Consider the following 22701-nt stretch of genomic DNA (forward strand, 5'->3'; position numbering starts at 1 on the left):
ACGCGGCCACGCGAGGGCTTCCGCTATTGGTCCGGGCCTGTTGACCCGGCTTGTCTGGTGTCTGGCTGAATGACGGCCCGTTGACGGTCCGCGCCACATCGCAGGCCGCGATGGTCGCGCACGTCTGAAGTCTCATTCTCAGCCACCCGTTGCCGGGCGGCTGGGACCAGTATCCCACACCGCCGGGCCGGATCGGCCACGACCGTCTCCGGCTGTGTCTTTTACAGACCCGGGAACCAGAGCTTGATCTCGCGGGCGGCCGACTCGGGCGAATCCGAGCCGTGCACCAGGTTGAACTGGGTCTCCAAACCGAAATCTCCCCGGATGGTGCCCGGGGTGGCCTTCTCGACCGGATCGGTGCCGCCGGCCAGCTGCCGCCAGGCGGCAATGGCCCGCGGGCCCTCGACGACGGCGGCGACCACCGGACCGGAGGTGATGAACTCCAGCAGATCGCCGAAGAACCCCTTGTCCCTGTGCTCGTCGTAATGCGCCCGGGCCACCTCGTCGCTGACGACCTTGAGCTCGAGGGCGACGATGTTGAGGCCCTTCCGCTCGATTCGGCTGATGATCTCGCCGACCACCGCGCGCTCGACACCATCGGGTTTGATCAGCACCAGAGTGCGCTCGGTCATTTGCCGCCGTTCCTCTTCATCGCGTCGCTCTGCATCGTCACCGGCTCAGTCACGGCGCTCAGAGTACCGGGTCAGTCCGGGGCGGATTGCTGGCCGGGCAACCGACCTTCGCGCTGCCGCCGCAGCACCTCGGCGCGCAGGTAGGCGATCACGCCCCACACCACCACGAACAGGAGACCCATGAAACCGATCGCCGGGTAGATGATGTAGCCCGCCACCAGGATCAGCTGCACCGCGAGGTTCGCCCAGATCGCCCATGGCCGGCCCTGCATCCCGGCCAGCACAACCAGCAGGCCGGCGAAGCCCAGCAGATAGCCGGTGGATGCGGGCCGCAGGCCGCCGCCGACGGTGGCCACCACAGGAAGGGCCAGCAGCACGACGATGATCTCCAGGATCAGGGTGCCGGCCATGACACCGCGAAAGCTCTTCCAGGGATCACTCGCGGGCGGGGTCATTGCGGGTCCTTCCTGAACAGGGTGCGGGCTGCACCCGCGGTCACCACCGAACCGGTGATGACGATGCCCGAGCCGGAGAATCCCTCCGCACCGGACTCCTCGACCAGGGCGGTGGCGGCCTCGATGGCGTCCGGCAGGTTCTGGGCGCGCAGTACCCGGTCCGGCCCGAACACCTCTTCGGCGCGCACTGCCAGCGACTCGACGTCCATCGCCCGCAGTGATCCGTTCTCGGTGACCACCACCATGTCCAGCACCGGCTCCAGTGCGGCCAGGATGCCGTTGACGTCCTTGTCCCCCATCACGGCGACCACGCCGACCAGGTAGCGAAAGTCGAACTCCGTCGTCAACGCCGACGCCAGTACGGCCGCTCCGGCCGGATTGTGAGCTGCATCGACGAAAACCGTTGGTGCGCTGCGCATCCGCTCCAGCCTGCCCGGGCTGACCGCAGCCGCAAATCCCGCACGTACGGTATCGATGTCGAGTCGCCGCGCGGCGCCAGCGCCGAAGAACGCCTCGACCGCCGCCAGTGCCACCGCGGCGTTGTGGGCCTGATGTTCGCCGTGCAACGGCAGGAAGATCTCGGAGTACGTCCCGCCGAGGCCCTGCAACTCCAGTACCTGCCCGCCCACTGCGACCTGCCGGTCGAGAACGGCGAACTCGGAATCCTCCCGCGCCACCGCCGCGTCGGCCCGCACCGCTTCGGCGAGCAGTGCCTCCATGGCCTCGGGCAGTTGCCGTCCGATCACGACGACGGTGTCGACCTTGTCGACGAAGTCGACGGTGTCGACCTGATCGAGCTCACCGCGCGGAGGAGAGATGATGCCGGCCTTCTCGGTGGCGATCGCGGCAATGGTGTCGCCGAGGTAGTCGGTGTGGTCGAGGCCGATCGGGGTGATGACCGCAACCGGCGCGTCGATGACGTTGGTGGCGTCCCAGCGGCCACCCATGCCGACTTCGACAACCGCGATGTCGACGGGGGCGTCGGCGAAGGCGGCGAAGGCCATCGCGGTGACGACCTCGAACTTGCTCATCGCGGGCCCAGCCGGTCCTAACTGGCCGCCCTCGGACTGCGCGTCGACCATCTGCACGAAAGGCTCTATCTCGGTGTAGGTCTCGACGTAGCGGGCCGGGCTGATCGGCTGATTGTCAATGGCGATCCGCTCGACGGCCGATTGCAGATGCGGGCTGGTGGTGCGGCCGGTGCGCTGGTTGAAGGCGGTCAGCAGGGCGTCGATCATCCGGGCGACCGAGGTCTTGCCGTTGGTGCCGGTGATGTGGATGCACGGATAGCCGCGCTGCGGCGAGCCGAGCAGCTCCATCAGCGCTTCCATGCGCGTGGTGCTGGGCTCCAGCTTGGTCTCCGGCCAGCGCTGGTCGAGCAGATGCTCAACCTGCAGCAGCGCGGCGATCTCGTCGGGGGTCGGATCCGTCATGCAAGCGCAGCCAGGCGGGTGCCGATCCGGTCCACCTCGTCGCGGGCGAGCTTCTCGCGCTCCCGGATCTTGTCCACGACATCACCGGGCGCCTTCGCCAGGAACGCCTCGTTGCCGAGTTTTGCCGTGGTGGCGCTCAGTTCCTTCTGCGCCGCGGCCAGATCCTTCTCCAGCCGACGGCGCTCGGCGTCGACGTCCACGGTCCCGGAGGTGTCCAGTTCAACCTCGACAGTGCCTCCAGTCAGGCGCACCTCCACCCGGGCGGTCGGGGTGAACTCCTCGGCCGGGCTGGTAAGCCAGGACAGTGCGGTGACCGGGGCGATATGTGCCTCCAGGCCGGCCTCGTCGAGACCGCGGAGGCGGGCGGGCACCTTCTGCCGGTCCGCCAGGCCCTGGTCGCTGCGGAACCGGCGGACTTCGGTGACGAGCTTTTGCACATCCGCAATGCGCTGGGCGGCAACCGTATCCAAGTCGATCCCCGACGGCACCGGCCAGTCGGAGATCACCAGCGACTCGCCACCTGTCAGCGTCTTCCAGAGCACCTCGGTCACGAACGGCATGACCGGGTGCAGCAGCTTGAGCAGAGTGTCGAGAACCGCAGCCAGCACGGCGGTGGTGTGAGCGACACCGTCGGCGAGTTGGACCTTGGCCAGCTCGAGGTACCAGTCGCAGAACTCGTCCCAGGCGAAGTGATAGATCGACTCGCACGCCCGGCTGAACTCGTAGCGATCCAGGGCCGAGTCCACCTCGGCCCGAACCTGTTCGGCACGGCCGAGAATCCACCGATCGGCGTCGGTCATCTCGGCGACCGCGGGCAGCGCGGCGGGGGCGGCGCCGTTCATCAGAGCGAACCGCGTCGCGTTGAACAGTTTGGTGGCGAAGTTCCGCGAGGCGCGGGCGTGATCTTCGCCGATGGACAGGTCACCACCCGGACTGGCCCCACGGGCCAGCGTGAACCGCAGTGCATCGGCGCCGAAGAGCTCCACCCAGTCCAGTGGATCGATACCGTTGCCGCGCGATTTGCTCATCTTGCGGCCGTGCTCGTCGCGGATCAATCCGTGCAGGAAGACGTTCGTGAACGGGACCTGCGGGCCGCGCGCACCGCCGTCGGTGATGGCGTCATCGTGCGCGACGAACGTTCCGAACATCACCATCCGGGCGACCCAGAAGAACAGGATGTCGTAGCCGGTGACCAGAACGCTTGTCGGATAGAACTTCTCGAGATCCGGGGTTCGATCGGGCCAGCCCATGGTGGAGAAGGGCCACAGCGCGGAGGAGAACCACGTGTCGAGCACGTCGGTGTCCTGTTCCCAGCCTGCCGGTGGCGTCTCGTCGGGTCCGACGCAGACCGTCTCACCGTCGGGTGAGTGCCAGATCGGGATTCGGTGGCCCCACCACAGCTGCCGGGAAATGCACCAGTCATGCATATCGTCGACCCAGTCGAACCAGCGCGGCTCCAGACTCCTGGGGTGAATGACGATGTCGCCGTTACGAACCGCGTCACCGGCGGCCTTGGCCAGCGATTCGACCTTGACCCACCACTGCAGGCTCAGCCGCGGTTCGATCGGCTCACCGCTGCGCTCGGAATGTCCGACACTGTGCAGATACGGTCGCTTCTCGGCGACGATCCGGCCCTGTTCGGCCAATGCCTCGCGAACCTTGACCCGGGCCTCGAAGCGGTCCATTCCGTCGAACACCGTTCCGGTGTCGACGATCCGGCCTCTGGTATCCATGATCGACGGCATCGCCAAGTTATGGCGCATACCGATTTCGAAGTCGTTGGGATCGTGGGCCGGCGTGACTTTGACTGCGCCGGTGCCGAATTCGGGGTCGACGTGTTCGTCGGCGACGATGACGATCTCGCGGTCTTGAAATGGGTGAGCCAGGCTGGTCCCCACCAGATGGCGATAGCGCTCATCGGTGGGATGCACCGCGATCGCGGTGTCGCCCAGCATCGTTTCGATCCGGGTGGTGGCCACCACGATGTGCGGCTGGGAGTCATCGAGGGACCCGTACCGGAAGGACACGAGTTCGCCCTCGACCTCCTCGTACTTCACCTCGAGATCGGAGATCGCGGTCTGCAGCACCGGTGACCAGTTGACCAGACGCTCAGCCCGGTAGATCAGTCCTGCATCGAAGAGGCGTTTGAAGATTGTGCGGACCGCCCGGGACAGGCCCTCGTCCATGGTGAACCGGTCGCGACTCCAGTCCACCCCGTCGCCGATACTGCGCATCTGGGCGCCGATGGTTCCGCCGGACTGACCCTTCCACTCCCAGACCTTCTCGACGAACTTCTCCCGGCCGAGGTCTTCCTTGGTCACGCCGTCGGCGGCGAGCTGCCTTTCCACCAGGTTCTGGGTGGCGATGCCGGCGTGGTCCATACCGGGCAGCCAGAGCACCTCGTAGCCCTGCATGCGCTTGCGCCGGGTCAGGGCGTCCATCAGGGTGTGGTCGAGCGCGTGGCCCATGTGCAGGCTGCCGGTGACATTCGGCGGCGGCAGCACGATCGAGTAGGGCGGCTTAGCGCTGGTTGCGTCGGCGGTGAAGTACCCGGCGTCGACCCAGCTCTGGTACAGCTGCGCTTCTACAGCGCCGGGTTCCCAGGACTTGGGCAGGGTCTCGGCGCGGACGTCATCACTGGGCACCCGTTGATTCTAGGAACGAGTGCCCAGTGATCTGCGTCCTACCGCCCGCCGCGCAGCAGACCGCCCAGAATATTGCCGATCGCACCACCCTGACCGCCGCCGAGAACGCTGCCCAGAATGCTGCCGAGCGGGTTGTTGGCGGCGGCCCCGCCGCCACCACCGGCCGCACCGCCGAGGATGCTGCCGAGGATGTCGCCCATGCCGCCGCCGGAGGCCTGCGCACCCGCGCCGGCGTTCTTCGCGGCGAACTGCTTGCCCACGTAGGCCAGCACGATCGGGGCCAGCATCGGCAGCAGCCGCTTGATCAGGTCACCGCCACCGGCGCCGGCGCCGGACAGCGCCGAGGCCACCTGGTTGGTGTCGTTGCCGCCGAACAGGCTGGCGATCATCTGGTTGCCCTGGCCCTCGTCGAGCTGGTCGACGTTGACGCCGCCGGTCAGCAGGTCGCTCTCGCCCTCGGCGACGACCACCGATTCCAGCTTGGCCGAGTCGATATCGTCGGCCTGGACATTTTCCTGCAGCGTGCCCAGCAGCGTGGGCACCAGGGTCTGGATCGCCTGGTTCACCTCGCCCTGGTCGGCGCCGAGCTTGGCGGCGATATCCGCCACCGGGATTTGGTTGAAGAGGTCGTCGAGACCGGCCATTGTGGGGTTCCGCCTTTGCTGGAGTTGCACGAACGGAACCGACAGTAGTCGCACCCGTTCGCCGGGCGCACCCCTTTATGCTGACAGCGAGTTAGTGCCCGGTCAGTTCAGCTTGGCCGATTCCAGCGAGATCCCGGCCGCCGGGAAGCGCGCCAGCAGCGCATCTCCCATGGCGGCTGCCGGGGTCAGCACACCGTAGATCTCCGGGAGCTTGTCCCGGTCCAGCGCCAGCGCCAGGCCGCACTCCCCGAGCATGGCGGCTGTCGCCTTGTAGCCGGGGTCGCCGCTCTGGGACATGGTGGCGACGTAGCGGGCACCGGTGCTGGTGGTCGTATAGGTCTCGACCCGGTAGTAACCGTTCTCGCGCACCTCGTCGCTGGGGCCGGTGCCGGGCTTGGGCGCGACCCGTTCCACCAGCCGTCGCGGCAGCAGCCGGAAGAACCGGCTGCCCAGGACCGCGCTGGCAGCGGTGGCAGCGGTGGTGACAGCAGCGGTGACGGGCGCCAGCACCGACGGACCCACACTCATGTACTCGGCGTAGCGGAACCGCCGGCCGTAGGCGTAGTCCAGTAGCGCGTTACTACGCCGCACGATGCGGGTGTTGTACATCGCCATCACGAACCCGGCCGCCCACACCCCGGCGAGTTCCGGAGCGATCTCGCTGCCGCGCCGCCGGGCGACGTCGGGCTGGGCGCCGAATTCCGGCTCCGCACCCCGGTCACCGGACAGCGTGTAGGGATCCTCGAGAAGTTTGCGGGTGTCGGGGTCACCCGAGGCCGCCCGGAATACCTCGATCATCGAGGCGATGGTGCCGCCGGACACCCCGCCGGAGAACGCGCGCAGCACGTAGTCGGTGTCGCCGAGATCCCCGGCGCCGTCCTGCTTGGCGCGCCGGAACAATTCGTAGACCGTCATATCCGACGGGACCGAGTCGAATCCGCAGGCGTGCACGATCCGGGCCTTGGTGTCGACGGCCTGTTTGTGGAAGTCATCGATGCTGCGCCGGACGAACATCGCCTCACCGGTCAGGTCGGCGTAGTCGGTGCCGGCGTCCGCGCACGCGGCCACCAACGGCAGTCCGTATTTGCTGTAGGGGCCGACGGTGGTGATGACGACCCGGGTGCGGGCGGCCATGTCTTTCAGCGTGGCGGGCTTATCGGCGTCGACGGTCAGGATCGGCCAGCCGCGCGCGGCCTCGGGCAGAGCGGCGCGCACGGCCGCGAGTTTGTCCGGCGACCGGCCGGCGAGCGCGATCCTGGCCGTCCCGCCGGCTGTGGCCAGATACTCGGCGGTCAGCTTGCCGACGAATCCGGTGGCCCCATACACAATGATGTCGAACTCGCGTTTGGCTGCGGTCATTGCGCAAACCTACCGCCCACCGAATTGCGCCACGAGGCAAGGTCGTGGGGTGAATAATGCCCAGCGTGGGGCTGGTCGTCGGCCGCGACGCCGAGTTGGGACTGATCAGCAGGCTGCTGGACAACGCACGTGATTCGTCGGCAGCGTTGATCATCGACGGCGAACCGGGCATCGGTAAGACCACCCTGTGTCGTGCCGCTGCCGAGAAAGCCGCTTTGGCCGGGTTCGCGGTGTTGACGACCTCCGGGGCGGCCGCGGAGGTCTCGCTGGCGTGGGCCGCGTTCAGCGATCTGGTTGCACCCATCGACAGTTCCGTGCGCGCGGGGTTGTCGCCGCTGCATCAGCAGACACTGCAAGCAGTACAGGCTGGTGAGCCTGGTGGCGGTGAACGACTCGTCGCGGCGGCGTTCGGCGCGGCCCTGCGGCAGATGAGCCAGATCTCCCCCGTGCTGATCGTGATCGACGACGCCCAGTGGCTCGATGAGACCAGCCGCCGTGCGCTCGGATTCGCGGTGCGCCGGCTCACCGGTCCGGTGGCCGTGCTGGCGGCCTACCGCGGCGCCGGACCCCGTGGGCAGGACCGGTCGTGGGTGAACCCGCCCGATCCGCAAGCGCTGACTCAACTGACCATGGGGCCGATGCCCCTTGAAGATCTGAGCGCAGTGATCGCCCAGCGCGCCGGAGAGTTTCCGGCGCGGCCGGTCCTGCAGCACATCTACGCGGTTTCGGACGGGAATCCGTTCTACGCCCTGGAACTCGCCCGCTTTCTCGACGCCGGCAACGACCGGACGTCGTTGCCCCCCACACTGACCGAACTTGTCCGCGAGCGCGTCGGTGCGGTGGATGCGGCAGCCGCAGAGGTCTTGGCCACGGCTGCGGCCGCCTTCGAACCCAGCGTGGAGATCATCGCGGCGGCAACTGGTCGCACACCGGCTGACATTGTCGAAGTCCTCCAGCCGATGGAAAGCCGCGGAGTGCTTGGTTTCGAGGGGCCCCGCATCCGTTTCACCCACCCGCTGATCATGTCCGGAATAGCCACCGGTGCCGACCCAGCGATGCGGCGCCGCGCACACCGCCGACTTGCCGATGTGGTCGGCGACCCTGAGCAGCGCGCCCGTCACCTGGCTTTCAGCAGCCCGTTCGCCGATCCGGAAACTCTCGCAGCACTGGATGCCGCAGCCGAAAACGCAGCTGCGCGGGGGGCGTTCAGCACTGCCGCGGAACTGGTCGGTTTGGCGCTCAGGAGCGGCGGTGACAACGAGATGCGACGGCTACGCGGAGCCGAGTACCACTTTCGTGCCGGCGCCCTCGATGAAGCAGACGCACTTCTTGCACCGATCATCGAAGATCTGCCGGCCGGCCTGCTGCGGGCGGTCGGCCTGATGCTGCTCGCGGCGGTGCGGGGCTACGGGGAGGGAGTCGCGAGCACAATCGGGCTGTTCCGCCGCGCCGTGCAAGAGGCCGAGGACATGCCGACACTGCGCACCCAGGCCCTAGTGCTGCTGTCGCTTGCCACTGGAATCAGCGGCGATATGGCGACGTGCGTCGAGGATGCCCGCCGCGCACGTGCAGACGCCGAAGCCCTCGGGTTGCCCGAACTCAAGAGCCAGGCGCTGTCCTTGTGGTCCCACGTCAGCTTCATGTATGGGCTGGGTACCGATACCGAGGCCCTGCAAGCCGCGTTGGAGATCGAGGATCCCGATCTCGACGCGCCGATCATGTTGCGGCCCACGCCCGTCCACGCGATGAACTGCGCCTGGACCGGCCGGCTCGACGTAGCGCGCGATGCGCTGACCGATGTACGGCGCAGCTGCGAGGAGCGCGGCACCGAACTCGACGTGCTGTGGGCCGTCGAGCAACTCACCTGGATCGAGGTGGCCGCGGGCCGTTACGGCGATGCACAGCGCCTGGCGACAGACGCCCTCAAGCTGGCCCGCCAGATCGGCGGTGAGCTGCCCCTGATTACCGCGCACACCGCAGTCGCCCACGCCGCGGCTTACCGCGGCCGACTTCAGGATGCGCGGGCGGCGGCCGAATACGCCACCACTCGCGCCACCGCCGTGGGACTGGGCTATCTCGCAGATCCCCCGCTGATGAGCCTCGCGTTCGCGCAGGTTTCCGACGGAGGCTACGACAGTGCCCTCGAGACGCTGGCGCCATTGCTGACGAAGTTCGACCCGGAGCACGACACCGAGATCATGGCCGGCGGCTGGATACCGGATGCGGTCGAGGCTCTGACGGCGACCGGACGAGGTGGAGAATCAGAGCCGTTGGTGGCCGCAGTAGAGACCAACGGCGCGCGACACGACAGGCCGTGGATGCTGGCGGTCGGGGCCCGGTGTCGGGCATTGGTGCATGCCGCCGAGGGAAACCTCGATGGCGCCATCGCGGCGGCGGAAGCGGCGCTCGCGCATCACGACCGACTTCCGATGCCCTTCGAGCGCGCACGCACCCAGTTGCTGCTGGGCCAGTTGCAGCGCCGCCGGCGCCGGACCACAGCTGCCCGCGAGAATCTGAGCCGGGCCGCCGCAGTCTTTGACGAACTGGACAGCCCGCTATGGGCGCAGCGGGCGCACAGTGAGTTGTCGCGGTTGACCGCGCGGAGGCCGGGGGCGGCCCTCACCGACTCCGAACGACAGGTGGCCGAGCATGCCGTCGCCGGGCTGACCAACCGGCAGATCGCCGCGGCCATGTTCCTCTCCGAGAAGACCGTCGAGATGCATCTGTCCAACACCTACCGAAAGCTCGGTATCCGGTCACGGGCTCAGCTGGCTGAGCGTTTGATGAAAGGCTGACACCAGCTACAGCGGACTGAGCGCTGCTCGGATGTTGTGCTCCGGCTCTGGGTGGCACCGCCGGCTTAGGGGCGGGCGTCGACGGCCAGGATGGGTCACTCTCGGGCGCTCGGTCTGAGGGTGGCGCGGACCGCGGCAGTTTCTCCGGCAAGCGGCCGGCTAGGGCGATTTCGGCCTTGCCACCCGCCATCGCGACATGTAACAGGTGAGCTTTCCGACGAAGCCGATGGCTACGTAGACAACGCCCGCGGTTACCGGTCGCCGTTCACAGCGGACTCATCGCCAGAATGGACGGACCATTGGCGACGGCGAAGCTGCTGATAAGGGCATTGGTCGCAGTGTCGATGACCTTCACCGAACTCGGGTTGCCGCCGACGGCGACGTAGAGGCGGCTGCCGTCCGGACTGACGCCCACGCCGGATGGATTAGTTCCGACGGTGATTGTGGAAGTCACGGAGTTGGTTGCCGTGTTGATCACCGAGACCGTGCCGGCAAAGTGGTTGGTGACGTAGGCGCGGGTGCCGCTGGGGTTGAACGTCACCGCAAAAGGTCCGGAACCGACGGCGATGGTAGTGGAGACGGTGTTGGTCGAGGTGTCGATGACCGATACGCCGCCGCCCTGATTGGCGACATATGCACGCGTTCCCGCAGGATTGACCGCCACGCCAAACGGCATCCCCCCTACCGCGATAGTGGCGGTGACCGCATTAGTGGCGACGTTGATCACCGAAACGCTGTTCGAGAAATAGTTGTTAACGTAGGCCCGACTTCCATCCGGACTGACCGCCACCGAGTTCGGGTAGGAACCGACAGGGATGGTGGCGATGACCGTATTGGTGGCGGTGCTGATTACCGACACGGTGTTGGACCCCCGGTTGGTGACGTACACGCGGTTGCCATCCGGAGTGATGGCGATACCCCTCGCGTTGGATCCAACGGTGATTGTTCTAACCAACGTATTGGTCATCGCGTCGATGACTGAGACGGTGTTGGCTCCGTCATTAGAGACGTAGACGAGGGTGCCGGCCGGGTTGAACACGACACCGAAAGGGCCGGATCCAAAAGGAATGCTCGCCACGACGGTATTGGTGTCGGTATCGATGGCGGTCACAGTGTTTGAGGCGGAACTCGCAACGAATGCGCAACCGAGGCAACCGGCGATAGGCGCGATGGGCACCGACACCAACTGATTGACCGTACCGCCATGCCCGTCGGTGATGGCCACCGTGAACGAGTCGGTTGTCGGGCCCGCAGCGGCCGCGGATTGGCGCGCGGCAGACGTCGGGGTGTAATCAAACGCGCCAGTCGCAGCATTGATCGTTACTGACCCATTGCCGGGACCGCTCAGCAACCCGTACGACAGAACGTCCCCGTCAGTATCGGTCGCGGTGACCGACCCGGTGACCACCCCACTGCCCGCATCCGCACTGCCGGCAGTGAAGGAAGCGGTTGGATTCGCGTTGGATGACCCGATTGCCACCGCCACCGCCACATCGACCGAACCGCCGAATCCGTCACTGATGCGGACCGTGAAACCGTCCATAGCCGCTGGGGCGGCGGCCGCTGCATGCCGCGCGACCCCGGTCGGGATGTAGACGAACGCACCGGTAACGACGTTCAGCGACACCGAGCCGTTGACCGGAGAACCGGTCATCAGATAGGCCAAGGCATCTCCATCGGCGTCGGCTCCGAGGACCGCGCCAGTCACCGCTCCGCTGCCGACGTCCGGATTGCCCGCAGTGAAGGAACCGGTCGGATTGGCGTTGGCGGGCCCGATGGCCACCGTGACCGGTACATCAGCCGATCCGCCGAAGCCGTCGGTGACCCGCACGGTAAAACCGTCCACAGCCGGTCCGCCCCCGGACGCGCCATGACGCGCCATGACGGTCGGCGTATACACGAACGCACCCGTGACGGCATTGACCGACACCGTCCCGTAAGCCGGGCCATTACTGAGCGCATACGCCAGAACGTCCCCATCGGCATCCGTGGCGATCGCCGACCCGGATACCGCTCCACTGCCCGCATCTGGATTGCCGGCGGCGAAGGCACCAATCGGGTGCGCATTGGCCGCCTCGATAGGCACCGCCACCGGCACATCGACGAACCCACCAAATGCATCGCGGACGCGCACCACAAATGTATCGACACCGGGCCCGCCCGCGACTACGGCGTGGCGCGCCGTGGCCGTCGGGGTGTAAACGAACTGCGATGAAGCCACGCTCACCGAGGCCTGCGAAATCGAGCCGAAGGCCGGCCCAGCCGTCACGGTGTACGTGAGATCGTCACCGTCTGGATCCTGTCCGTCGACCGAGGCCGTCACTGCGCCGTTCGTTGAAATCCCGGAAACGTTCACGTTCGCAACGGGATCGGCGTTGGCCGGGCTGATCGGTACGGAGACCACTGCGACGACCAGTCCACCGTGTCGGTCGTCGACCGTCACGGTGAACGTGTCCTCGTCCGGACCACCCCGCATCGCGGCACCACGTGCCGCGTCCGTAGGGACGTAGTCGAACACTGCGGTTTCGCCGCTCGATAATGGTGCCGTCGGGGTGGTCGTCAGCGATCCGAAAGCCGGTCCGCGGGCCACGGTGAACAAGAGGCCGTCGCTGTCAGCATCGTAGGCAACGACGGCAGCTGCCACTGAGCCGTTGATGACGTTCGAGCCAACGGAGACCACGTTGAAAACCGGAGTGGTGTTGTAGGGCTCGAGGGCAATGCCGACGGGTACGTGATAAGAACCCCCTCGCCCACCGCTGACCTTGATGGTGAACGAGTCGGCAAGGTCTGCCAAGGTGGCGCCGTTGGCGGCGGCATGATGACGTGCGCTCAGGTTCGGCGCATAGGTGAACTGCCCGGTGACCGCGTCCAGCTGCACCGTTCCCTTCTCGGGACCAGTCGCGATGCTGTAATTCAGAGTCTGTTGACTGTCACCGCCGATAACGGCTCCACGAGTGAGCCCATTGTCGGAGCCGATGGCGGTATATCCACCATTCGGTGACGTGCTGTTGACCACCACATCGACCGGAACGAATGTCGATCGTCCCAGCCAATCGGTCACAGTGACGGTGAAAGCGTCCCCGCCTCCCGTGCGAGCCAGGCTCTCATCAGCGATGTAGCTAAAGGTGCCGTCCGGATTGACCTTCACCGAACCGCGGGAGGGTGGGGCGTCGATCCGGGGGCCTCGGTGCCACCGGGCTGAGACACCTGGCGAGACGGCAAGCGTGTTGGACACCGCGACAGTCGCGACATCACCCAGATCCACACGGCCGGACACGACAGTGCCATCCCGGACGTTGCTCTCCGGTTCGTATTTCACCGAAGGTGCGGGGCGCACAGAGTCCGGATTCAGCTTCGGCAGGTCCGGTCTCGCACTGTTCACCCGCCGAGTTTTGGCGCCCGGCACACGCGTCTCACGAGGGCCGGGGTTCGCCGGACGCGCGGTTGAACCATCCCCCGACTGTCCGCCATCGGCCTGCGCCTGGCCGGATCCGGCGGCTGCGGCGGCTCCCATCGCGATGACGAACACACCGGCTCCGAGCCACGCGCAGGGTTCTATCCGACGGCAACGCCTCGCCACGATCCAACGCTAATCAGCGATAGCGACTCCGCGATACGGGGGAAACCCTTGTTGCAGCACGGGTCAGGCCATGCCGAAGGCTGCGGCGACCGCCCGGCCGGGATCGGCGAAGCCGCGGCAGACGCTGCCCCAGTCGACCAGGCCGAGCGGGCCGCGGCCGAGGCCGGAGCACTGTGCTGTGACGGGGGCCGACGCAGGGACCGTAGTGGCCGCGCCACCGGTGTTGGACACCGAGATCACTCCGGGGGTCAGCGCACCGGCCTTGGCGCCGCAGGTCGGCCAGGCGCCGATGCCCTGGGTCTTGAAGACGTTCTCGGCGACCCGGATCTGCTCCTCACGCGAAGCCTGATTCGGCATCCCGGTGCCGCCGTTGGCGGTCCAGGTCGCGGGGCTGAACTGCAGGCCGCCGTAGTAGCCGTTACCGGTGTTGATCGCCCAGTTGCCGCCCGACTCGCACTTGGCGATGGCGTCCCAGTTCACGCCGCTGTCGGCGGAGGCGGTGCCGGTGCCGAAGAGGAAGGCCCCGAAGGCCATGCCGAGGACCATTGCGACGAGGGCGAACGCGCGGCGGATGTTCATGTGATGGGAATCGCAGCATTCCGCCGAGTTGTTACAGAAGGGACACTTGAGATTGATGAGAAATTTGTAAGAACCGGGCACAGAAAAAAGGGTGGCGCCGGATTTCTCCGGCGCCACCCTTAAAGCAGCATGTCAGAGCGGGTCTAGCCGCGGCGACCGCAGGTCGGCCATGCACCGATGCCCTGGGTGCGCAGAACGTTCTCCGCGACCCGGATCTGCTCCTCCCGCGAGGCCTGGTTCGGCATACCGGCGCCACCGTTGGCGCGCCAGGTGCCCGGGGAGAACTGCAGCCCGCCGTAGTAGCCGTTACCGGTATTGATCGCCCAGTTGCCACCGGACTCGCAGGCCGCGACGGCGTCCCAGTTGACGCTGTCGGCATTCGCGGTGCCGGCGCCCAGAGCGATCGGAGCCACAGCCATCGCACCAGCGAGTGCCGTCAGAGCCAGGGTGTTGCGGAGGTTCTTCAAAATTCTTCCTTTCGCCGTGCGTGTGCCGGGTTGTAGCGTCCCGGGGCCGTGCCGTCTCGGTCTGGCACAGCAGTGGGGATCAGCGCTCCCGACTTCGCCGGGCGCTCCCGACCCCCTGCTCACCCGCAGGGTTCGTAATCTGGAATTGTTTGGTTCCCGCACGGAACTAGTAGGACGCTACGGAGGGCATTGGGGTAAGTCACGTCAATGACACGCCGATATCGCGCAGATAACGGAGCGATCACGGCCGGTCGCCCTCCCGGGTAGGCGCAGGTGGGACCGGCGTTTCCCCAGCAGCCAAAATAATGACCGCGGCGATGCCAGAGTGACCTATATCACACCCTATTTGTGATCTGGGTCACACTGCTGTAAGTCACATTAGTAACATCAATCACATCGTTATCAGACGGAAATTGGCCGGCACCGTACCTACCTGGAATTACTGCCGAAATGAATTCGAAATTGGTCCGCTAGGTCGAGCCACGACGGACGTCGGCCTCGGTGTTGAGGTTGACCAGCGCGCGGGTTGGCCCCAGCACCACCCGCTGGGTGACGACGGTGTCGGTCAATGCGCGCATGCTGCGCCGGCCGGCGCCGACCAGGGCGTCGATCCCGCCAGCCAGCCCGGTCCGGTAGATGCCGGCCAGGTAGTGGTCACGGCCGTCCCAGGGCAGCACCACATCGACGCCTACGTACTCCGACAGCTCATCGATCAGCGCCGCGGTCAGGTAGGGCATGTCCACCGCGCAGACGAACGCCCGGTCACAACCCGCGGCAGCGGCCGCAGCCAGTCCCCTACCGGTCGCCAGCAGCGGACCGACTCCGCCGACGTCGTCACGAAGTACCTGAGCGTCGGGCAGGTCCGGCAACGTCTGTCCGGGGGCCGCGACGACGAACACCGGTGCGCAGCGGGCCGCGACGACGGAAACCACATGTTCGACCATCGTCACCCGGGGTCCAGGTCCGGGATGGTCCATCGTCGCCTTGTCCCGGCCCATCCGCCGGGATGCGCCACCGGCCAGCACCACAGCGGCCAGCGCAGCGCTCAGGCGACGGTCCAGGTATCGCGGCCGCGCACCAGTGCTTGCAGGGCGGCCCGGTCATGCGGAGCGCGCTGCTGGGCGGCGGCGATCTGCTCGCGGGCCTCGTCGTCATAAGCCGGCCGGTTGACCTGGCGGAAAACGCCCATCACGGTGTGTTCGAGGTTCTGATCGCTGAGCCGGGACAGTGCGAAGGCGTACGCCGGGCTGTCCGCATGAGCGTCGTGAACGACGATCTGATCGGCCGAGACGTTGGCGGTCTTGGCCACGTCCAGGCCGAAACCGGTCTGTACGACGCAGTACTCGCCATTGGCGCCGAAGACGATCGGCTCACCGTGGCGGACATTGATCAGGCGATCCTCGGCGCCTTCCTTACGCAGCGCGTCGAAGGACCCGTCGTTGAAGATCGGGCAGTCCTGCATGATCTCGACCAGGGCAGCGCCACGGTGCGCCGCCGCCGCCCGCAGCACCTCCGAGAGGCCCTTGCGATCGGAGTCCAGCGCCCGCGCCACGAACGTCGCCTCAGCACCCAGTGCCACCGACACCGGATTGAACGGCTGGTCCAGTGAGCCCATCGGGGTGGACTTGGTGATCTTGCCCACCTCCGAGGTCGGCGAATACTGACCCTTGGTGAGCCCGTAGATGCGGTTGTTGAACAGCAGGATTGTCAGGTTCACATTGCGGCGCAGCGCATGAATCAGGTGGTTGCCACCGATGGACAGTGCGTCGCCGTCGCCGGTGACCACCCAGACCGAGAGGTCGGGGCGGGCCAGAGCCAGGCCGGTCGCCACCGTCGGCGCCCGGCCGTGGATGGAGTGGAACCCGTAGGTCTCCAGGTAGTAGGGGAAGCGGCTGGAGCAGCCGATGCCGCTGATGAACGCGATGTTCTCGCGACGTAATCCCAACTCCGGCAGAAAGTTCCGGATCGTGTTGAGGATGACGTAGTCACCGCAGCCCGGGCACCAACGCACCTCTTGATCGCTGGCGAAGTCCTTGGCCTTCATCGGCTGATCGGTGGTGGGAACCCCGGCGTTCTTCGAGACGGTGAGATTCAGGTCGGCTCCGATGAGATCGGTCATGCGTTCACTCCCGCGCTCACATCCGGGCTCACGGTGACAGCCGCGAGCCGGACCAGATTGTCTCTCTCGCTGAGCTTTTCGTTCAGCGTTCCATCCAACGCCGCGTCGATCACCGACTCGAGCTCATCGGCGAGGAAGGCCATGCCCTTCACTTTGGTGACCGACTGCACATCGACCAGATACTTGCCGCGTAGCAGCAACGCCATCTGGCCCAGGTTCATCTCCGGCGCAACGACTTTCGGGTAGCGCCGCAGCACGTCTCCGAGATTGGGCGGCAACGGGTTCAGGTGCCGCAGCTGGACGTGTGCGACCTTGATACCGCGGCGTCGGGCCCGCCGGCAGGCCTCGCCGATAGGCCCGAAGGAGCTGCCCCAACCGACGAGGAGGAGTTCAGCGTCACCGGTCGGGTCATCGACGGAGACATCGGGGATCTCGATACCGTCGATCTTGGCCTGCCGCAGACGGACCATGAGGTCGTGGTTATCGGGGTCATAGGAGATGTTGCCCGAACCGTTGGCCTTCTCCAGCCCGCCGATCCGGTGTTCCAGACCCGGCGTCCCGGGCACCGCGAACTGGCGGGCCAGTGTCAGCGGATCGCGGGCGTAGGGCTCGAAGTCCTGCCCCCCGACGGCGAACGCCGGATCAATGGGTGCCAGCGTGCTGACGTCGGGAACGCGCCACGGCTCGGAACCGTTGGCGATCGCGCCGTCGGACAGCAGAATCACCGGGGTCCGGTAGGTCAGCGCGATCCGGACAGCCTCGACGGCGACATCGAAGCAGTCCGAGGGCGTGCTTGCGGACAGTACCGCGACCGGCGACTCGCCGTTACGTCCGAACATCGCCTGCAGCAGGTCGGCCTGCTCGGTCTTGGTGGGCAACCCGGTGGACGGACCACCGCGTTGCACGTCGATGACGAGCAGCGGTAGTTCGGTCATCACCGCGAGTCCGATGAACTCCGACTTCAGCGCCACACCCGGTCCCGATGTGCTGGTGACACCCAGTGCGCCGCCGTAGGACGCGCCGATGGCCGCGCCGATGCCGGCGATCTCGTCTTCGGCCTGGAAGGTCATGACGTTGAAGTTCTTGTGCTTGGACAACTCGTGCAGGATGTCCGACGCCGGGGTTATCGGGTAACTGCCGAGGACGACCTGGACGCCGGCGAGCTGGCCGGCCGCGACGATCCCGTAGGACAGCGCGGTGTTACCGGAGATCTGGCGGTATTCGCCGGCCGGCAGCTTGGCCCGCGCGACCTCGTAGACGGTCGCGAAAGCTTCGGTGGTCTCCCCGTAGTTCCACCCGGCACGCAGCGCCAGCACGTTGATTTCGGCGACGTCGGGCTTGCGGGCGAATTTCTCCCGGATGAAGGTCTCGCTGGCCTCGATCGGGCGGCTGTACATCCAGGACAGCAGCCCGAGGGCGAACATGTTCTTGGCGCGCTCGCCGTCCTTCTTGGAGGCGCCGACCGGCTCCACCGCACCCAGGGTCAGTGCGGTCATCGCCACCCCCTGCACCACGTAGTCGGACAGCTCCCCGGACTCCAGCGGATTGGCGTCGTAGCCGACCTTGGCGAGATTGCGTTTGGTGAACTCGTCGGTGTTGACGATGATCAGCCCACCGCGGGGCAGGTCGTCGATATTGGCCTTCAGTGCGGCCGGATTCATCGCGACGAGCACGTCCGGGCGGTCGCCGGCGGTCAGGATGTCGAAGTCGGCGATCTGGATCTGGAATGACGAAACCCCGGGCAGCGTGCCCTGGGGGGCGCGGATCTCGGCAGGGTAATTCGGTTGTGTCGCAAGGTCATTGCCGAACAGTGCAGCCTCGGCGGTGAAGCGGTCTCCGGTGAGTTGCATACCGTCTCCGGAGTCTCCGGCGAACCGGATGACAACCTTCTCGACCCGCTGACGATTACCGGTAGTCGCGCCACCGTTCGGACCCACGCGCACGCCTTTCATCGGGGACCCCCGGGCGGATTCCACGCACGCGGGCTTGACCGCCGCAATTGCTGTCACTCGCGGTACCGATTATTGCACTTTCTTAGGCAAGCCAGGCCTCGGCGTATCGGGGACACGCCGCGGCTCGGCAGGAGAAAGTCCTGTTCACGGCACCTGCCATCATCACAACGGGCACGCTGATGTGTCGTTGGTCACGTTCGGGCGTCAGTGAATCATAAGAATTCGGTCGGCTCAGAGAACGAACGGCATCTCCTAGTGGGAAGCGGCCAGCGATCATCGGCCGACCGCCGGATCGAGTTTGGCCCCGTTCTCAACGGTGGCGAGGCGATGACATCCCACTGCCTCCCGTGGGCCCGTGACCTCACCGTAGGAACCTTCGATGCCGAACGCGCCACTGCAGTGTCACCACGATGTTCGGTTGGGACGGATTCGTGAGACGTCAGTCACCGCGGGCGATAGCTCCCTCGCCTAGATTGAGTCCATGGAGGAAGGCATCACGGTTCGGCCTTCTGGAACAGCCGCCGCCGGCGTTCCCGGCGTGCTGACCGGCTTGCGGCGCAGCCTCGACCAGATGGGCGTGGCGCGCACGGCCGAAACGCTGGCCAAGATCAACCAGCAGGACGGTTTCGACTGCCCGGGCTGCGCATGGCCGGAGGCCCCGGGTGGGCGACACCTGGCCGAGTTCTGCGAGAACGGTGCCAAGGCCGTCGCCGAGGAGGCCACCCGCCGCACCGTCACACAGGCGTTCTTCGATCGGCATCCGGTCAGCGACCTGGCCGGCCGGCCGGAGTTCTGGCTGTCCCAGCAGGGCCGGCTCACCCACCCGGTGGTGCTCCGGCCGGGCGCGGACCGCTACACGCCGATCAGTTGGGACGAGGCGTACCTACTGATCGCCGAGCATCTCAACGCCCTGGGCAGCCCCGATGAAGCGGTGTTCTACACCTCCGGCCGCACCAGCAACGAGGCCGCGTTCCTCTACCAACTCATGGTGCGCAGCTTCGGCACCAACAACATGCCGGACTGCTCCAACATGTGCCACGAGTCCTCCGGCACCGCGCTGTCCGAGTCGATCGGCATCGGCAAGGGATCGGTGACGGTGCCCGATATCGAGCACGCCGATCTCATCGTCATCGCCGGGCAGAACCCCGGCACCAACCACCCCCGCATGCTGACCGTCCTGGAGCGGGCCAAGGCCAACGGCGCGCGGATCATCGCGGTCAACCCGCTGCCCGAGGCCGGGTTGATCCGCTTCAAGAACCCGCAGAAGGTGCGCGGTGTGGCCGGCGGCGGGACGCCGATCGCCGACGAGTTCGTGCAGATCCGACTCGGCGGTGACATGGCCCTGTTCCAAGGGGTGGGCCGACTGCTGCTCGAGGCGGAGGATCGCGCACCCGGCACGGTCATCGACCGCGACTTCATCGCCGCGCACTGCCACGGATTCGACGAGTACGCCGCCCATCTGCGCGGAGTGGACCTCGACACCGTGTGCGCCGCCACCGGGATCGGACACGAGCAGTTGCAGCGGGTCGCGACGATGCTGGCGCAATCACAGCGGACCATCGTCTGCTGGGCGATGGGCCTCACCCAGCACGCACATTCGGTGCCGTCGATCGCCGAGATCACCAACGTTCTGCTGCTGCGCGGCATGATGGGCAAGCCGGGCGCCGGCGTATGTCCGGTGCGCGGCCACTCCAACGTCCAGGGCGACCGGACCATGGGAATCTGGGAGAAACCGCCGGAGTCGCTGCTGTCCGCGCTGGACAGCAGGTTCGGCATCACAGCACCGCGCCGGCACGGGTACGACACCGTCGAGGCGATCCGCGCCATGCGCGACCGACGGGCGTCGGTGTTCATCGGTCTCGGCGGCAACTTCGCCTCGGCGACCCCGGACACCGAGGTCACCGAGGCCGCACTGCGCAATTGCGCGCTGACGGTGCAGATCTCCACCAAGCTCAACCGCAGTCACACGGTGCACGGCGGCACCGCCCTGATCCTGCCCACCCTGGGACGCACCGACCGCGACGTGATCGACGGCCGCAAGCAGATGGTGTCGGTCGAGGACTCGATGTCGATGGTGCACCTTTCCCGCGGCAGCCTGGAACCGGCGAGCCCGGATCTGCGCAGCGAGGTGGAGATCATCTGCCGGCTCGCGCGGGCGTTGCTCGGCTCGGCGCATCCGGTGCCCTGGGAGCGTTTCGCCGCGGACTACGACACCATCCGCGATGCGATCGCCGCGGTGGTGCCAGGATGCGCGGACTACAACCGCCGGGTCCGGGAACCTGACGGCTTCCAGATGCCACATCCCCCACGAGACGCCCGCGAATTCCCCACCGCGACAGGGAAAGCCAACTTCGCCGTCAACCCACTGCAGTGGGTTCCGGTCCCGCCGGGGCGGCTGATACTGCAGACGATGCGCAGTCACGATCAGTACAACACCACCATCTACGGCCTCGATGATCGCTACCGCGGGGTCAAGGGCGGTCGCCGGGTGGTGTTCGTCAACCCGGCCGATATCGAGATGTTCGGGCTGACCGAGGGTGATCGGGTGGACCTGGTTTCGGAATTCCCCGGATCCGACGGCACCGTCGAGGAACGTCGCGCCGAGGACTTCCTGGTCGTCGCGTACTCCACGCCGGTGGGCAACGCGGCCGCCTACTACCCGGAGACCAACGCGCTGGTTCCGCTCGATCACGTTGCCGCCAGATCGAATACGCCGGCGTCGAAGTCGATCGTGATCCGCCTGGAGAAGGTGTGACCCCGTGGGTCGGGTAACCGCACGACGACGGGTCAGCAAGCTGCGCGCCGGTACAGCCACCACACAGGCCGACACCCTGGTGGTGGAGGAACCGCTGGAGATCCGGGTCAACGGCTCCCCGGTGACGGTGACCATGCGCACTCCCGGTGCGGATTTCGAACTGGCACAGGGTTTTCTGCTGACCGAGGGGCTGATCAGCCGCCGCGACGACGTCGCCACGGTGCGGTACTGCCAGGGCGCGGATTCAGAGGGTGTGAACTCCTACAACGTCCTTGACGTGACGCTGGCCCCCGACGTACCGGCGCCGGACGTCGACGTCACCCGCAACTTCTACACCACCTCATCGTGCGGCGTCTGCGGCAAATCATCGCTGGAGGCGGTCCGGCTGAGTAGTCGTCACTCCCCCGGCGACGATCCGGCGAGGGTGTCTGTGACCGCGTTGACCGCGATGCCGGCGCAGTTGCGCTCGGCGCAGAAGGTCTTCGCCACCACCGGCGGTCTGCATGGCGCCGCACTGTTCGGCGCCGACGGCACCATGCTGGCGGTCCGCGAGGACATCGGCCGGCACAACGCGGTGGACAAGGTCGTCGGCTGGGCGCTGGAGAACGGGCGCATCCCGGCAGCCGGTTCGGTGCTGCTGGTCAGCGGTCGGGCATCGTTCGAGCTGACCCAGAAGGCGGTGATGGCCGGCATCCCGATCCTGGCCGCGGTGTCGGCACCGTCGTCCCTGGCGGTCGATCTGGCTGTGCAGTCCGGGCTGACCCTGGTGGCGTTCCTGCGGGGTGACTCGATGAACGTCTACAGCCGCCCCGATCGGGTCGTCTAGACCGCGACTCTGTTCCCGGGGCGGCTCTGGTCGGCCCTAGGCGCTCTTGTCGCGCCGTTCCGACCGCGGGGCCTTGCGCGGCACGATGGTCGGCAGCACGTTGTCCTGCACGGTCTCCTTGGTCACCACGACCTTGGCGACGTCATCGCGGCTGGGGATGTCATACATCACCGGCAGCAGCACTTCCTCCATGATGGCGCGCAGGCCGCGGGCGCCGGTGCCGCGATGGATCGCCTGGTCGGCGATGGCATCGAGGGCGTCCTCGTTGAACTCCAGTTCCACACCGTCCATCTCGAACAGCCGGGTGTACTGCTTGACGAGTGCGTTCTTGGGCTCGGAGAGGATCTTGACCAACGATTCCTTGTCCAGATTGGTCACCGAGGCGACCACCGGGAGCCGGCCGATGAACTCGGGGATCAGACCGAACTTGATCAGATCCTCCGGCATCACCTCGGCGAAG

15 protein-coding genes and 1 pseudogene are annotated in these 22701 nt (G+C 66.7%); 3 read left to right on the top strand and 13 right to left on the bottom strand.

Features of this window, described 5'->3' with window-relative positions; genetic code table 11:
- Nucleotides 1–221: 221 nt before the first annotated feature.
- The 6 genes from ndk to ACR2JI_RS01870 all read right to left on the bottom strand — a co-directional run bounded on the left by ndk (nucleotide 222) and on the right by ACR2JI_RS01870 (nucleotide 7168).
- Nucleotides 222–632, bottom strand: a complete 411-nt coding sequence (gene ndk, locus ACR2JI_RS01845) for a nucleoside-diphosphate kinase (protein WP_526387415.1) — start codon at nucleotides 630–632, stop codon at nucleotides 222–224.
- 71 nt (nucleotides 633–703) lie between these two features.
- Entirely contained in the window at nucleotides 704–1087 is a 384-nt protein-coding gene (locus tag ACR2JI_RS01850) for a DUF4233 domain-containing protein (RefSeq protein WP_526387417.1), read from the bottom strand.
- The gene (gene folC, locus ACR2JI_RS01855) at nucleotides 1084–2520 is read right to left on the bottom strand and encodes a bifunctional tetrahydrofolate synthase/dihydrofolate synthase (protein ID WP_526387419.1); all 1437 of its coding nucleotides are present in this window, start codon (nucleotides 2518–2520) and stop codon (nucleotides 1084–1086) included. Before folC ends, ACR2JI_RS01850 begins: the two co-directional genes overlap by 4 nt.
- On the bottom strand, nucleotides 2517–5165 hold the full coding sequence (locus tag ACR2JI_RS01860; RefSeq protein ID WP_526387421.1) for a valine--tRNA ligase: 2649 nt from the start codon (nucleotides 5163–5165) through the stop codon (nucleotides 2517–2519). The genes folC and ACR2JI_RS01860 overlap by 4 nt, the downstream gene beginning before the upstream one ends.
- 38 nt (nucleotides 5166–5203) lie before the next feature.
- Nucleotides 5204–5809: a DUF937 domain-containing protein gene (locus tag ACR2JI_RS01865; protein WP_526387423.1), complete on the bottom strand. Its 606-nt coding sequence runs from the start codon at nucleotides 5807–5809 to the stop codon at nucleotides 5204–5206.
- 102 nt (nucleotides 5810–5911) lie between these two features.
- Nucleotides 5912–7168: a saccharopine dehydrogenase family protein gene (locus tag ACR2JI_RS01870; RefSeq protein ID WP_526387425.1), complete on the bottom strand. Its 1257-nt coding sequence runs from the start codon at nucleotides 7166–7168 to the stop codon at nucleotides 5912–5914.
- A 56-nt stretch (nucleotides 7169–7224) separates the two neighbouring features.
- Here ACR2JI_RS01870 and ACR2JI_RS01875 point away from each other — a divergent pair, with 56 nt between their 5' ends.
- On the top strand, nucleotides 7225–9963 hold the full coding sequence (locus ACR2JI_RS01875) for a helix-turn-helix transcriptional regulator (RefSeq protein WP_526387427.1): 2739 nt from the start codon (nucleotides 7225–7227) through the stop codon (nucleotides 9961–9963).
- Nucleotides 9964–10228: 265 nt separating this feature from the next.
- On the opposite strand, the gene ACR2JI_RS01880 is transcribed toward ACR2JI_RS01875, so the two are convergent.
- From ACR2JI_RS01880 to ACR2JI_RS01905, 6 genes and pseudogenes are all read right to left on the bottom strand, one after another.
- Complete coding sequence (locus ACR2JI_RS01880) at nucleotides 10229–13345, bottom strand: cadherin-like domain-containing protein (RefSeq protein ID WP_526387429.1); 3117 nt, start codon at nucleotides 13343–13345, stop codon at nucleotides 10229–10231.
- Between the two features lie 261 nt (nucleotides 13346–13606).
- Complete coding sequence (locus ACR2JI_RS01885) at nucleotides 13607–14122, bottom strand: transglycosylase family protein (RefSeq protein WP_526387431.1); 516 nt, start codon at nucleotides 14120–14122, stop codon at nucleotides 13607–13609.
- 143 nt (nucleotides 14123–14265) lie between these two features.
- Nucleotides 14266–14499 (bottom strand): annotated as a pseudogene (locus ACR2JI_RS01890) (transglycosylase family protein); the annotation flags it as partial.
- Between the two features lie 560 nt (nucleotides 14500–15059).
- Nucleotides 15060–15650, bottom strand: coding sequence for a molybdenum cofactor guanylyltransferase (gene mobA, locus ACR2JI_RS01895; protein WP_526387450.1), 591 nt, complete (start codon nucleotides 15648–15650; stop codon nucleotides 15060–15062).
- Complete coding sequence (locus ACR2JI_RS01900) at nucleotides 15635–16708, bottom strand: thiamine pyrophosphate-dependent enzyme (protein WP_526387433.1); 1074 nt, start codon at nucleotides 16706–16708, stop codon at nucleotides 15635–15637. The genes mobA and ACR2JI_RS01900 overlap by 16 nt, the downstream gene beginning before the upstream one ends.
- Complete coding sequence (locus ACR2JI_RS01905) at nucleotides 16705–18660, bottom strand: 2-oxoacid:acceptor oxidoreductase subunit alpha (protein ID WP_526387435.1); 1956 nt, start codon at nucleotides 18658–18660, stop codon at nucleotides 16705–16707. The genes ACR2JI_RS01900 and ACR2JI_RS01905 overlap by 4 nt, the downstream gene beginning before the upstream one ends.
- A 481-nt stretch (nucleotides 18661–19141) precedes the next feature.
- On the opposite strand from ACR2JI_RS01905, the gene ACR2JI_RS01910 reads away from it, so the two are divergent.
- Both ACR2JI_RS01910 and fdhD read left to right on the top strand, forming a co-directional pair.
- The gene (locus tag ACR2JI_RS01910; protein WP_526387437.1) at nucleotides 19142–21415 is read left to right on the top strand and encodes an FdhF/YdeP family oxidoreductase; all 2274 of its coding nucleotides are present in this window, start codon (nucleotides 19142–19144) and stop codon (nucleotides 21413–21415) included.
- Nucleotides 21416–21419: 4 nt separating this feature from the next.
- A complete protein-coding gene (gene fdhD / locus ACR2JI_RS01915) occupies nucleotides 21420–22241 on the top strand; it encodes a formate dehydrogenase accessory sulfurtransferase FdhD (protein WP_526387439.1) in 822 nt (273 codons plus the stop codon).
- A 36-nt stretch (nucleotides 22242–22277) separates the two neighbouring features.
- Here the strand turns inward: fdhD and ACR2JI_RS01920 are convergent.
- Nucleotides 22278–22701, bottom strand: a 424-nt coding sequence (locus tag ACR2JI_RS01920; protein ID WP_526387441.1) for a ClpB D2-like domain containing protein, incomplete at its 5' end; no start/stop codon positions are given.

This window comes from Mycobacterium sp., assembly GCF_051006775.1.
In the GTDB taxonomy this organism is placed as follows: Bacteria; Actinomycetota; Actinomycetes; order Mycobacteriales; family Mycobacteriaceae; genus Mycobacterium.

What these genes read in the sequence shown, in the direction of transcription:
- ndk (WP_526387415.1), bottom strand. Translation starts at nt 632, where the DNA reads ATGACCGAGCGCACTCTGGTGCTGATCAAACCCGATGGTGTCGAGCGC.
- ACR2JI_RS01850 (WP_526387417.1), bottom strand. Translation starts at nt 1,087, where the DNA reads ATGACCCCGCCCGCGAGTGATCCCTGGAAGAGCTTTCGCGGTGTCATG.
- folC (WP_526387419.1), bottom strand. Translation starts at nt 2,520, where the DNA reads ATGACGGATCCGACCCCCGACGAGATCGCCGCGCTGCTGCAGGTTGAG.
- ACR2JI_RS01865 (WP_526387423.1), bottom strand. Translation starts at nt 5,809, where the DNA reads ATGGCCGGTCTCGACGACCTCTTCAACCAAATCCCGGTGGCGGATATC.
- ACR2JI_RS01870 (WP_526387425.1), bottom strand. Translation starts at nt 7,168, where the DNA reads ATGACCGCAGCCAAACGCGAGTTCGACATCATTGTGTATGGGGCCACC.
- ACR2JI_RS01875 (WP_526387427.1), top strand. Translation starts at nt 7,225, where the DNA reads ATGCCCAGCGTGGGGCTGGTCGTCGGCCGCGACGCCGAGTTGGGACTG.
- ACR2JI_RS01885 (WP_526387431.1), bottom strand. Translation starts at nt 14,122, where the DNA reads ATGAACATCCGCCGCGCGTTCGCCCTCGTCGCAATGGTCCTCGGCATG.
- ACR2JI_RS01900 (WP_526387433.1), bottom strand. Translation starts at nt 16,708, where the DNA reads ATGACCGATCTCATCGGAGCCGACCTGAATCTCACCGTCTCGAAGAAC.
- ACR2JI_RS01905 (WP_526387435.1), bottom strand. Translation starts at nt 18,660, where the DNA reads ATGAAAGGCGTGCGCGTGGGTCCGAACGGTGGCGCGACTACCGGTAAT.
- ACR2JI_RS01910 (WP_526387437.1), top strand. Translation starts at nt 19,142, where the DNA reads ATGGAGGAAGGCATCACGGTTCGGCCTTCTGGAACAGCCGCCGCCGGC.